General features: G+C 62.9%; 14 protein-coding genes. 5 read left to right on the top strand and 9 right to left on the bottom strand.

The genetic code is table 11. From position 1 onward, the window contains the following. The first annotated feature begins 162 nt into the window (after positions 1-162). Positions 163-921, top strand: a complete 759-nt coding sequence (locus tag RR_RS12885; protein WP_011223978.1) for a YihY/virulence factor BrkB family protein — start codon at positions 163-165, stop codon at positions 919-921. 80 nt (positions 922-1,001) lie between these two features. Beyond that, the gene (locus tag RR_RS12880) at positions 1,002-1,364 is read left to right on the top strand and encodes a hypothetical protein (RefSeq protein ID WP_049938955.1); all 363 of its coding nucleotides are present in this window, start codon (positions 1,002-1,004) and stop codon (positions 1,362-1,364) included. 28 nt (positions 1,365-1,392) lie between these two features. On the opposite strand, the gene RR_RS12875 is transcribed toward RR_RS12880, so the two are convergent. Further along, positions 1,393-2,043, bottom strand: coding sequence for a helix-turn-helix domain-containing protein (locus tag RR_RS12875; protein WP_011223977.1), 651 nt, complete (start codon positions 2,041-2,043; stop codon positions 1,393-1,395). Positions 2,044-2,189: 146 nt separating this feature from the next. Between RR_RS12875 and RR_RS12870 the strand changes: the two genes are divergently transcribed. Next, positions 2,190-2,438 (top strand): PRC-barrel domain containing protein, encoded by a 249-nt coding sequence (locus tag RR_RS12870; protein ID WP_232508526.1) that lies wholly within the window; start codon positions 2,190-2,192, stop codon positions 2,436-2,438. Positions 2,439-2,853: 415 nt separating this feature from the next. Here RR_RS12870 and RR_RS12865 read toward each other — a convergent pair whose 3' ends face one another. From RR_RS12865 to RR_RS12840, 6 genes are all read right to left on the bottom strand, one after another. Beyond that, positions 2,854-3,189, bottom strand: coding sequence for a hypothetical protein (locus RR_RS12865; protein WP_011223975.1), 336 nt, complete (start codon positions 3,187-3,189; stop codon positions 2,854-2,856). A gap of 881 nt (positions 3,190-4,070) precedes the next feature. Continuing rightward, on the bottom strand, positions 4,071-4,787 hold the full coding sequence (locus tag RR_RS12860; protein WP_011223974.1) for an ABC transporter ATP-binding protein: 717 nt from the start codon (positions 4,785-4,787) through the stop codon (positions 4,071-4,073). After that, positions 4,784-5,521, bottom strand: coding sequence for an ABC transporter ATP-binding protein (locus RR_RS12855; protein ID WP_049938954.1), 738 nt, complete (start codon positions 5,519-5,521; stop codon positions 4,784-4,786). Before RR_RS12855 ends, RR_RS12860 begins: the two co-directional genes overlap by 4 nt. After that, positions 5,518-6,639 carry a branched-chain amino acid ABC transporter permease gene (locus tag RR_RS12850; protein ID WP_011223972.1) on the bottom strand — a complete coding sequence of 374 codons (1,122 nt, stop codon included), beginning with the start codon at positions 6,637-6,639 and terminating at the stop codon, positions 5,518-5,520. The genes RR_RS12855 and RR_RS12850 overlap by 4 nt, the downstream gene beginning before the upstream one ends. Further along, complete coding sequence (locus RR_RS12845) at positions 6,632-7,519, bottom strand: branched-chain amino acid ABC transporter permease (RefSeq protein WP_011223971.1); 888 nt, start codon at positions 7,517-7,519, stop codon at positions 6,632-6,634. The genes RR_RS12850 and RR_RS12845 overlap by 8 nt, the downstream gene beginning before the upstream one ends. 3 nt (positions 7,520-7,522) lie before the next feature. After that, positions 7,523-8,893 (bottom strand): ABC transporter substrate-binding protein, encoded by a 1,371-nt coding sequence (locus RR_RS12840; RefSeq protein ID WP_011223970.1) that lies wholly within the window; start codon positions 8,891-8,893, stop codon positions 7,523-7,525. 101 nt (positions 8,894-8,994) lie between these two features. Between RR_RS12840 and RR_RS12835 the strand changes: the two genes are divergently transcribed. Further along, entirely contained in the window at positions 8,995-10,134 is a 1,140-nt protein-coding gene (locus tag RR_RS12835) for an acyl-CoA dehydrogenase family protein (protein ID WP_011223969.1), read from the top strand. Between the two features lie 48 nt (positions 10,135-10,182). Here the strand turns inward: RR_RS12835 and RR_RS12830 are convergent, their stop codons facing one another. After that, a complete protein-coding gene (locus RR_RS12830) occupies positions 10,183-10,626 on the bottom strand; it encodes a MaoC/PaaZ C-terminal domain-containing protein (RefSeq protein ID WP_011223968.1) in 444 nt (147 codons plus the stop codon). A gap of 277 nt (positions 10,627-10,903) precedes the next feature. On the opposite strand from RR_RS12830, the gene RR_RS12825 reads away from it, so the two are divergent. Beyond that, entirely contained in the window at positions 10,904-11,713 is an 810-nt protein-coding gene (locus tag RR_RS12825; RefSeq protein WP_007188709.1) for an SDR family NAD(P)-dependent oxidoreductase, read from the top strand. Between the two features lie 39 nt (positions 11,714-11,752). Here RR_RS12825 and RR_RS12820 read toward each other — a convergent pair whose 3' ends face one another. Continuing rightward, positions 11,753-12,448, bottom strand: coding sequence for an HAD family hydrolase (locus RR_RS12820; protein ID WP_004958237.1), 696 nt, complete (start codon positions 12,446-12,448; stop codon positions 11,753-11,755). Positions 12,449-12,481 lie beyond the last annotated feature (33 nt).

Genomic DNA, 12,481 nt, shown 5'->3' with positions numbered 1-12,481 from the left:
TCCACACCCCGAACTGCCCATCAGTCGTCGGCGGACACCGGGTCACACAATGCCTGCCATCGCAGGCGGACGTTCTATTCCCGTGGCTCGCGACCCGTGTACTGTGAGTACCGCTCAGCTATCGATCACAGTCACCATCACCGGAACGCGCCCCAGACACCGATGAGTGGTCTCGTGACCGGACGCGAGATCGTTCAGACGGCCCGTGATGAGAACGTCCCATTCATGGGGGCCAGCATTGCCTACTATGCGATTGCATCGATCGTTCCACTGCTTGCGCTCTTGCTCGCTGCGCTCTCTACGTTTGGAGGCACTGTTACGCTGCTGGAACTGCTTCGAACGGTCCTCTCCGAGAACGGCCAAGTGATTCTGACGGAACTGCTTGAGAACACGCGCGGCCATGGGGCGACCGGAACCCTGAGTCTGGTGTTGGTCGTCTGGAGCGGCAGCAAGGTGTTTCGCAGCCTCTCCGTTGCCTTTACCGAGGTGTACGGCGAGGTCACGGACATATCGCTGCCGGCCCAGCTTGTCCGTAGCGCAGTCGTGATGGGCGTGCTCCTCGGTGCTGTCGTCTTTCTGTCGGCCACTAGCGTCGCACTTACGTACGTCAAGTTTCAGGTCCCGTATCCGACGCTGGTCGGCAACGTCGCTGCGTTTGCCGCCCTCGGTGTCGCGTTCGTCCCGATATACTACGTTCTGCCACCCGTCAAAACCTCGCTTACACACGTCGCCCCGGGAGCGCTGTTTGCCGCGGCGGGCTGGATCACCATCCAAGTCGGATTTTTCTATTACGCCGGGACTGCCGGTCGGTACGCGGCATACGGCTACCTCGGTGCGCTGCTCCTGTTCGTCACGGCGCTGTATCTGGCCGCTATCGTGTTGCTGCTCGGTGTCGTCGTTAACGCGACGCTGGACTGGTAGCACCTGTGGACAGCCACGTCGGGTCTTGCATTGGCAGGCAGTAGCTTCCTCCTGTTTCCCCCGGTCTATTCAGTCGCCACATGAGCGAATCATCGTCACTGCGGCCTCGGATCGCCGGGCGTCTGCAGTCCAGGGCGGAACAAGCCATCAAACGCCCAGTCAGAGAAGCCGTCCAGGAGGCGCTCGCAAACGCGGCTCAGACCGGGGGCGGAAACGTCGAACCTGGAAAAGCGGCCACGACTGCGTCGAGACGCGCCAAAACGGACCTGTCGGACAGCACGGACGCTGACCAGTCGATGTCGTCCGCCGGGGACAACAAACCAGTCGGCTCGCGTTCAGGCTCCAGCAGTCGACTCCGGTCTCGCCGGACGCTGGCCTTCGGGCTCGTTGCACTCGGTGCCTACCTCTCCCGCCGCCGTCGGTCTGCAAGCGGGGAAACGTAGCACCGGTAACGACGCACAGTCCGGGTCATCAGTCAAAGTCGACAAACAGTACGTCCTCGACGAGGGCGTCGGTCGCGCGTCTGAGCCGCTCGGAGGCTGCCTGGTGTGTTATACCCAGCGCGTCGGCGAGTTCCGCTAAATCCACCTCGCGGGGCACCTCGAAGTAGCCGCGGTCGGACGCCTCGGCGAGGATCTCGTACTGGGCTGAGGTAAGTCCGTAGCGGCCGGCCGGGTCTTCGTCGAGTTCCCGGATCGAGGAGACCTCGAATGCGAGGTTGTGCTCTGCACAGAAGTCGTGAGTCTTGGAGAACAGCGACCGACGCGGATACAGCACGCGCAGCTTCCAGGCGGTCCCATGGCCCACGGCATCGAGAATCGTCGCCTCCGAGTTCGTGAGCATCTGGACGATGAGGTCGACGTGGTCGACCCATTCCATCCTGAACAGCCACTCGTCCTCAAAGTCGCCCAGCAGTTCGACGTTGTCAACGGAGGGGTCCGCTTCGAGTGTCTGCTCGATGTCCTCGCGCTGACTCCCGCGGACCCACAGCATCGGCATGAGTGCATCGTCACCGCTCGTGACGATCCGCTCAATTTCGAACTGCAGCTCCGGTAACTGTTCCAGCGAGTGATTGAGCGCCAGGTCGCTGGCTGGAACCGTCCCGGAGACGATGGTGGGCATAGATACCCGAACTGGGAGTGGCACGCTGGTATGTCTTTTCGTTGACTATTACGGGTCGGTAGCCACATGATCGTCTCATCGCCCGGCCAGCGGTTGCGTGTGCAAGCACGTCGGTGATGCGCGTCCCGCCGGTAGCGACGACTGCAATGTCTACGATCCAACTGACCGACGACGACGTCGGCAAGACAGTTGTCACGAGTACCGGCAACGAAATCGGCATCGTTAGCGGGTACAGATACGGCACCGCCTACGTTGACCCGGACCCCGGGCTAAAAACGACGCTCCTGACGAAGCTCGGCTGGGAGGACACCGACGCCGATGACGGCTACCCGCTGCAGACCGACGCCGTCGACACTATCACCGAAGACCAGATCCGTCTCAGCACGGACCTGTAAGGGATCTGCAGCTGTCGGACAGACGTATCACGGACCAACGCCGGGTGGGCAAACCCGGCGTGAAACCGTCCCGTACAGGGGAGCATGAGACGGTGGGCGTCGGGAGAGTACGAGCACCCAATGTGCTCGCATACAGTGGTCTGCGCTATCCGATGTTTGTTATACGGCTCTTTATCTGGCGACCATCGGTGAACTGGGCAGCAGGAAGCCGCTACTGAACTTCCTCCACGGCGACCGGACCTACTCGCCGTTGAACACCGCAACCGGTACTCCGGTGGGCGTTATAGCCGTCGACTTCGGCCGTTACTGTCCGTTTGCGACGGACTAGCCAACCGCTACCGGCCGGACTGTGGTACGTCACACGCCGTCCCGGTGTGAGACAAGCCGGCCCATGTCGGACCCGCCGTGATGGCTCTTATTCCTCGGTGGTAAGTTTCGGGCCTGGCTTCCAGGTGTTGCCTTCGAGGACAACAAGGTCGTAGCGTTCGAGCACCTGAAGCGTGTCGACGACCGCCTGGGCGTCGAAGGAGACGGTCATATCCTCGGGCAGTTGCTGGGCGATTGCGCTGCGTGTCCCACCGTCCATCCGGACCACTGTGTCAAGCAACTGTTCGAGGTCATCGAGCAGCGAGACAAGCGACGTCGACCCCTCGTCTTCTGTCGCCAGTTTCGACATGACTTCGTCGTAATTCCCCGATATCTCCATCGATACGGACACGGCTTCGTCTTCGATGTCTTCTTCGTCTCCCATAGGAGTGAATATATGCACACTTATAGAAATACGTTTCCATATCTGTTACAACAGATGCATCTTGCGGCTGTTTCACTGCAAAAACGCTCTGTCTGGATATTACTAAGATTTAGAGATATGACTACATATAAGGATATTATAGACCCATTTGGTCAAGTACGAGTATGAAAATGCCGATTTGGTATTTTATATATGAATATAATACCTTAGCGCCGGGTTAGCTAAACATAATATAGATGTTTAACGTCGAATCTCTGGCCGAGCGTATTACTGTGGTCGCAAAAATCTCACGCCTCGACGCAGGAACATTGCCCCTGTCGTAACCGTTCGGATAAGCCGAACGATAAGCAGTTGCTGTCGTAACGTAAGCCCCGTTCATCGGTGGCTGATTCGACTCTGTCAACGATTAAAAGTGGCGCTGGGGTGGTGTATCCGTCTCGGCCGGCGACATACGACTGACCGGGCAGACTGCCTTTGCCCCTTCCACGAAATAACAAAAGTACGGTTATTATATTTTCGCACTGGACCGTTTACTGTGTCTACTGCTGGACCGGACTGGGGGCGAGCCACGGTGGCGTGGAACACCGCCAGTTCCAGCATACGGAACAAACAGCGTCTCGATTGGGTTTGCCTCCGGTGCGCTTTGCGTTTCCCGACAGTGGACCGACCTTGTGGGAGACGGTGGCAAGCGTGTATAGCCACACATCCGTACATTTCGCTGGGTGCTGTAGTCCGGTGGGTGGCCATCTGTCGCTTCCACAGTATTCAGCACGTGTTCGAGAATGTGAACCATCGGCAGTGAACCGCGACTGCGCGAGTGCCAGCCGGCGACGGACACGTGGTGGCAGCACAGGCTACCAAATTCAGTTCGCCACGCCCGTTCAATGGATACCGACGTACGCCTCCGTGATGTAGTCGTTGTCCCGGAACGCTGTGGCGGAGCCACTGAGCTCGACCCGACCGGACTCCAGCAGCGAGAGCCGGTGGGCGTGGCGTAGCGCGAACGTGGCGTTCTGCTCGACGAGCAGGAGCGTCTGGCCCTGCTCGTTCAGCGTCTCGATAGCGTCGCTGATGTCGTCGATGATGACGGGAGCCAGCCCGAGCGTTGGTTCATCGAGAACGAGTAACTCTGGGTCGCCCATCAGCGCCCGTCCGACGGCCAGCATCTGCTGTTCGCCGCCGCTCATGGTCTGGGCCTCTTGGTCCCGGCGGTCGTCGAGCCGCGGGAACAGGTCATACACCATGTCCAGGTCGGCCCGGACGGCATCGCGGTCCTCGCGGAACTGCGCGCCCATGCGCAGGTTCTCGTGGACCGAAAAAAACGGGAACAGGTCGCGGTCCTCGGTACAGTAGACGAGGCCGTCAGTGACCAACTGCTGTGGGTCGAGGTCGGCCACGTCTCGCCCGTTGAACCGAATCGTCCCGTCGTAGTCGAGGAAGCCGGCGACGGCGTCCAGCAGCGTCGTCTTTCCTGCGCCGTTGGGGCCGATGATGCCACCGATTTCCCCGCGCTCGACGGTCAGCGAGACGCCGTCAAGCGCCTGTGACTTGCCGTAGTACACGTCGAGGTCTTCGACTTCGAGCAGCGGGTCGCTCATTGGACCGCGCTCACCTCCCCGGCGAGGTAGGCGTCCTGGACCCGTTCGTCACCGACGATGTCGGCCGGGTCACCGGCTGCCAGCTTCTGGCCGTTGTGCAACACGACTACCCGGTCGACGAGGTCCATCAGGCCGCGCATGTTGTGGTCGACGACGACCATGGTGATGCCCTGCTCGCGGAACGACTCGAACTGCTCTGAAAGCTGCCGGACCTCCGTCTGGTTCAAGCCGGCGAAGGGCTCGTCGAGCAAGAGGAGGTCCGGCTCTGTCGCCAGTGCCTTCGCGATTTCGAGGCGGCGAACGTCGGCGTGGGGCAGGGAGCCGGGGTCGTCGTCGAGAGCGTCCTCGATATCGACCCGTGCGGCGTAGCTCGCGATTGCCTCGTCGCTCGCGCCGCCGTCGAACGAGCGGACGCTGTTGGGGAAGGTGAACAGCTCGATGTTCTCTCGGACGGTCATCGACCCGATTGGATTGGACTCCTGAGAGACGCGCGACAGTCCACGGTTGACAATCTGGTGTGTCTTGTCGTCCGTAATATCTGTGCCGCCGAAGCGCACCGTTCCGCTGGTCACCGCGTAGATACTCATGATGCAGTTGAACACGGTCGTCTTGCCGGAGCCGTTGGGGCCGATGAGGCCGAGTATCTCGCCGCTCTCGACGCCAAAGGAGAGGTCGTCGACGGCGACGAGGCCGCCGAACTGCTTGGCCAGCCCGTCGACCGACAGCAGCGTCACCGTCGGTCACCTCCCAGCGCGCCGAGTGCACGCCAGAGGAGACGGAACAGTCCGTCGCGGGCGAACACCAGCACGAGGAGGACCAGCAGCCAGAGGGCGAGCCAGCGCAGTTCCTCGCCAAGGCCGACGAGGAACACGTCCCGGAGTCCGACGAACAGGAACGCGCCGCCGAGCGGTCCCAGAATCGAGCTCATGCCGCCGATGACTGCCATCGCTATCATCTGGATGCTGTTGTCCACGATGACGAACGTCTGTGGGTCCACGCCCGCGTTGACGTGGGCGAGCAAGACGCCGCCGATACCCATCGGGACGGCGCTCAGCACGAACGACCAGAGCTTGAACTTCGTCGGGTCTACGCCGGCCGCGGAGACGGCGTCCTCGTTCTCGCGAATCGCGACCAGCACAGTGCCCACGTCGGAGCGCCCGACGTAGGTCAGCGTGGCCGCAACCGCGAGCATCGGCACCACGACCATGTAGTACTGCAGCGTCAGGTCGTAGGTGAACACGTCGACGCGGATGCCCCGCAGGCCGTTCGTCCAGTGACTTAGCGCCTTCGTCAGCCGGTAGAACAGCAGGACGGTGACGAAGGTGACGAGCGAGAAATACGGGCCACGGAGCCGGAGCGAGGGGACGGCGATGGCCAGCCCCAGCACCGTCGTCGCGAGTATCGACAGCGGGACTGTGACAAACAGCGATAGCTCCGGATTCAGATGGAGCACCAGCAAGCCGGTCGTGTAGCCGGCCGCCCCCGACAGCGCCGAGTGGCCGAAACTGATGTAGCCGGTGTAGCCGCTCTGGATGTCCCACCCCATCGCGAAGACGGCCCACACCGCGCCGAGCGTGAGCGGCCTGAGGTAGTCCTGGCCCCACAGCGGCGCGGTGACGAGACCGCCAAAAGCTACCAGCAACAGCAACAACTGCAGGCCGGTAATTTCGCCGAAGCGTTTGCCGAGTGTCCGGTTGTACCGCTCGGCGACCGGCCAGAGCAGCCGCTCCGCTGGCTGGCCGACCGCTCCGATGACGCCGGCCCCCTGGGCGAGGAGGCTGTCTCTCAGGACCGATTCGACGCGGCCAACGAGTCGGCCGATACCTCGGCCGGTCTGCTCTCGGTCACTCATGGACGAACTCCGTGCCGTACAGGCCCTGTGGCAGCACCAGCAGGACGACCACGAGGACCACCAGCGACATGATGCCGCGGACGCTCTGTCCGAGGAACTGTCCGGTCGCCGTCTGCAGGTAGCCGACGATGTAGGCCGCGGCGACCGACCCCTTGATGGAGCCGATGCCGCCCACGACGACGATGATGAACGCGAGCGCGAGCGGTTCCAGCCACATCGTCGGTTCGGCCGCCCCGATGCCACCTAAGAACACGCCGGCGATGCCGGCCAAACCGCCCGCGACGAGCCACGTGCGGGCACGCACGCCGGACACATCAACGCCGGTAAGCATGGCCCCGCGCTCGCTCATCGAGGTGGCGCGTATCGACCGCCCGCTGTCGGTCTTGGTGACGTAGTACCAGAGCAGCCCCATCGCGACCCACGAGACGACGAAGGCCGCGAGTTCGACGTACAGGATTCGGGTCCCGAGCGCCTGGACCTGCAGCACGCCCGGCACCACGCTGTACTGGTAGGGTTGCGCGTGGAACACGAGCGTGACGAGTTCGGTGAAGGCGATGGCGACCACGATGGTCGCGAGGAACGTGATGACGACGTTCTCCTCGATGGTCCGAACTAACACGACGTAGAGGCCGTAGGAGATGAGGCCGACGACGACGATAGTGAGCGGGAACGCGACTATTGGATGCAGCGTCACGCTCGCGAGGATGCTGTCCGAGACGAGACTCAGGTAGGTGTACGCGCCGGCCATTATCAGCGCACCGTGGGCGAGGTTCAACACGCCGCCGACGCCAAACACCATGGTGAAGCCGATAGCAATCAGGGCGTAGACGGCGCTGATGAGCGCGCCGTCGACGATGACGCTGGCAATGTCGCCCAGCATCGTTCACCCCATCCACGGCGGCGCGGCGTGTTCGGCTGTCTGCAAGCCCTCCGGGTAGACGGACTCCAGAGACCCACCCTCGCGCCACTGGGTAAGCGGGTAGTTCGTGATGATGCCGTCACTGTCCCGCTCTTCTCGGAGGTCGTGGGCGTACGTCTCGTCGGCCCCGTAGAACTGGATTTGCCCGGCCACACCGGTGAAGTCAGTCTGGAGCAGCGCGTCGACAATTGTATCGAGGTTGTTCTCCTGGTCGACGGTACCGGCGCGCTCGGCGGCGTTCTTGAAGACGTGTATCGCGTCGTAGGTCACAAAGCCCATGTACATCGGCTTGCTCGGCGGGTCATCGGCGTCGCCGTACGCCTCCATGTACGCCTCCGTGAACGGGACCGTCTTCGACGTGATGTCGGTGACACCCGCCGCGCCGGACTGTGTCGTCGTCTCGTAAGCCGCCGCGCCTTCGGTGAGCTGGTAGTACGCCGGCAGCATCGACGCGACGTGCACTCCCTCGATGCCGAACTCGTACTCGCCCTGTGCCCAGCGGGCCGCCATCGGCCCGCCGTTGATGTGTGCGAAGAAGCGGAACATCGCGTCCGCGCCCGCCGCGTCCACATCGTCAAGCACCGACCCGAAAGAGGTAGTATCCGTTGCCAGCCCGTTCACCATCGGCACGTCCAAGTCCGCCTCCTTCAGCAGGTCGACCAGCCGGTTCCGGAACACCGTCGTCCACTCCGCGTCGTCGGCGACGACGGCAAACGTGTTCCACCCGTGGCGGTCCGAGAGGTGGCTGGCGTACTGGCTGATGACCTCCGCCTGGAAGTGGGAGTTCACCGGCCCGACCCGGAACGTGTTCTTGTAGCGCTCGTAGTCGGACGCGACGAACTCCGTGACGGTACTCGGCGCGGCGGAGCCGGTGACCAGAAACGGCGTGTTGAACTCCGACACGAGGTCCATAATAGACTGAGTCACCTCGCTGGAGAACGTGCCGACGATGGCGTCGACTTCCTCCTGTCGGACCAACTCGCCTGCGACGGTGCGCGCCTCGGACGGCGACGCCCGCGTGTCCTTCGTAACGAGTTCGACGGTCTGGTCGGCGATACCACCGTCGTCGTTGATTTCGGCGACCGCCATCTCCGCCGACCGCTTCGAGCCAACGCCGAGCGGGTTGTTCAGCGGTGCGAGGTGGCCGATGGTGACTGTCTCGGCGATGCCACCACCTCCATCGGGGTTCTCCCCACCACCGCCGCCGTCACCGCTGCAGCCGGCGAACAGTCCGAGTGCCGCGCTCGCCCCGGCCGCTCTGATGAATGACCGCCGACCGATGCTGTTGGTATATGCTGTGCTCCTGTCGCTGGGTGTGCTCGTTGGGTCTGCCATGGTCTACCCTCGGTGGGTGGTACCACGTTCCAAACCATACACATTAAAGATGCGGGAGAATTCGACCAAATCTATATTTGGGTGGCCGTCACACATCGAATATGGCGTTTAGCTTGACGGCCGAGCAGACGGCAGTCCGAGAAGCGGTGCGCGAATTCGGCGAGAACGAAATCGAGCCGCTCGGAAAGGAATGCGATAGGGAGAAACGCTACCCGGCGGAACTGATGGAGCAGGCGGCACAGTACGACCTCATCGCGCCGGAAGTCCCCGAGAAGTACGGCGGCGCGGGGATGGACAGCCTCACTGGCGTCGTCGTCACCGAGGAACTCTGGCGGGCCGACCCGGGCATCGGGAGCGCCATCGGCTCCCGTGGCTTCGGGTCGAGCATGATTCAGAAGTACGGCGACGAGTGGATGAAAGAGAAGTGGCTGCCGAAGATTACCAGCGGCGAGTCGGCGTGTGCCAGCGCCATCAGCGAACCCGCCCACGGCTCGAACGTGGCTGGTATCGAGACCTACGCCGAACGCGACAGCGACGGCTGGGTCCTTAACGGCAATAAGATGTGGATTACGAACGGAACTGTCGCCGACGTGATGGTCGTGATGGCCAAGACTGACCCCGACGCCGGCCACGAGGGCATCAGCGCGTTCCTCGTGCCGACGGACACCGACGGCCTGCAGGCCGAGAAAATCGACAACAAGCTCGGCATCCGCGCGTCAGATCTGGCCGAAATCATCATCGACGACGTTCGCGTGCCCGAGGAGAACCTCATCGGAGAAGCGGGCGCTGGCTTCTACCAACTGATGGACTTCTTCGCGAGCGGGCGGGCAAACGTAGCCGCGCAAGCCGTCGGCACCGCTCAGGCCGCCATCGACGACTCTATCGAGTACGCGAACGAGCGCGAGCAGTTCGGCCAGCCGATCAGCGAGTTCCAGGCCATCGAACACAAGGTTGCGGAGATGGCCACCAACGTCGAGGCTGCGCGGTCGCTTACCTATCGTGCCGCCAGCGCCATCGATTCGGGCAACCTCGATGTGGCGACAAAGCTGACCAGCATGGCAAAGCTGTTCGCCAGCGAACACGCCGTCGACGTGGCCGACGAGGCGATTCAGGTCCATGGTGGGGCCGGCTACGTCACCGACCACAACGTCGAGCGGTACTATCGGGATGCCCGAATCACCAAGATATACGAGGGGACCAGCGAGATACAGAAGAACATCATCGCCGACCGCGTGCTGTGAGGCCACGATAGACGGACTGCCGACGCTGCCACTGATTCGACAGTCGGCCTACCGCCGGAGCGTCAGGAACTCGGCCGAAAAGACAGCGTCGTCGGCCTGATTCACGGCGGTGACTTCGGTTCGGACGACGCCCGTCGCAACCGGGTGGTCCCGCCGTTCGGTGTCGACAATCTCGGCCTCGACGTGAATGGTCTCTCCCAGGAACACCGGCTTGATGAACCGAAGCCGGTCGATACCGTAGAACGCGACCATGTGCCGCTTTTCGGCCTCGTCACGGGCCTGCCACAGGAGGCCAGTGACGACTGAAAACACCAGCGCGCCGTGGGCGATACGCTCGCCGTACCCCGAGTCGGCCATCCGCTCGGCGTTCGTGTGGAGGTGATTGAAATCCCCGCTGACACCCGCGAAGTTGACCACGTCGGCCTCGGTGATGGTCCGTCCCGAGGTGGTGAAGCTATCGCCAACATCGACCGTGTCGAACTCGCCGGCCATCTTACCGGCTCCCGCAGGTGCTCGTGGGACAGCGCTTCGGTTGCTGGTCGAGTCGCCACTGCCGCGTTCGCACCCGCTGGCCCCGGGACTGCAGTCTGCTACTGTTGCTGGACATACACATCGTCACCGTGTCCCGCACCGGTGTTAATGCTACCGGGGCTCGCCGGTTACTCTCGGCACTGCCACAGGGAGACGTAGCGGTTACAGGCTGCTCTGACTGTTCAACTATATTCAACGGAACCCGGCAGAGAGCACGCAGGACGTAGCTTTATTGCGGATGCCCGAGATGTCTGATGCGATGTCAAAGCCACACACGGAGCGGTTTCGCCTGGAGAATCAGCGGGCGATTATCACGGGTGCATCGAGCGGCATCGGCCGGGCAATCGCAGAGGAGTTCGCGGCCGACGGGGCCGACGTGGTTGTCTGCTCGCGCGAGCAGGACAACGTCGGACCGGTGGCCGACGAAATCAACGATAGCGACCGGCCCGGTGAGGCGGTCGCTATCGAATGCGACGTGACAGACCGCGAGGCCGTCGAGGCGCTGGTGGAAGCGACCGTCGACGAGTTCGGCGGACTGGACGTGCTCGTGAACAACGCCGGCGCGAGCTTCATGTCTGGGTTCGACGACATCAGCGAGAACGGCTGGAAAACCATCGTCGACATCAACCTTCACGGGACCTACCACTGCACACAGGCGGCCGGGGACGCGCTGGCCGCGGACGGCGGTGGGACGGTCATCAATCTCTCCAGCGTCGCCGGGGAACAGGGCGCGCCGTATATGAGCCACTACGGGGCTGCCAAGGCCGGCGTCAGCAATCTCACGTCCACGCTGTCGGCGGAGTGGGCTGACCGAGACATCCGAATCAACTGCATCGCGCCGGGGTTCGTCGCCACGCCGGGCGTGGAGTCACAGATGGGCGTCAGCGCCGACAACATCGACCGTGAGGCCGTCGAGCGGCGTATCGGCCTCTCGGAGGAAATCGCCGACATCGCGCTGTTCCTTGCCAGCCCGGCGTCGTCGTACATCGTCGGTCAGACCATCACCGCCGCCGGCGTCCCACGGCTCGAAGAGACGCCTGACATCTGAGCGCTGGGAGTTCCAGTACCGACGGTCGAAGCCGCAGTTTCACTCCAAGACGCCAAGCCAGTCCGGCAGCTCTCGGAGGTCGTCGAAGGCGATATCCACGGCGGGTCCGTCCTCGGCTCCGTAGGCGACCGTCCACAACCCGGCCCGTGTCCCGCCGTCCATATCGTGCTCGTAGCGGTCACCGACCATCACGGCCTGTGCCGGTTCGACCCCGGCCTTCCCGAGCGCCGTTTCGAACATCGCCGGGTCAGGCTTGGTTCGACCGACGGCCTCCGAAGCGGTGTACGAATCCATCGCGTCCCAGACGCCGAAGGTCCGCAACAGTTCCTTGCCCTCGTCGTCGTCTACATCGCTGATGACGCCCTGATGGAGCGGCGCGTCTGCCAAGTCCTCGATGGCCGCGACGGCGTCGGGGTTGGGCTCGACCTGTTCGGTACGGATTTCCTGAAACAGTGCTTCCCACTCGGTTTTCTCGGGACTGACTGTCAGAATCTCATCGATTGCCCGCCGGTAGCCCTCGCGGGCTGGCCGGAACGCTGTCCCTTCGCGTTCACCGAAGTACGTTCCGAGGACATCCCGCCATTGTTCGAGGGCCGCGTCGGAATCCCCAGTCGCCGGGTACTCGGCACACAGGCGGTCGACAAACTCGCGGTGGGCCGCCCGGACGGACGCCATCCGAAGGATGACGCCCCCGATGTCCCAGAAGACGGCCTCAACGTCTGGACTCTCGCTCACGGCAGCGGCTTGGACTGGCCCGGGTATGAAACT

This window comes from Haloarcula marismortui ATCC 43049 (assembly GCF_000011085.1).
GTDB classification, from domain to species: Archaea; Halobacteriota; Halobacteria; order Halobacteriales; family Haloarculaceae; genus Haloarcula; species Haloarcula marismortui.
This window is presented reverse-complemented; position numbering and strand designations above follow the sequence as displayed.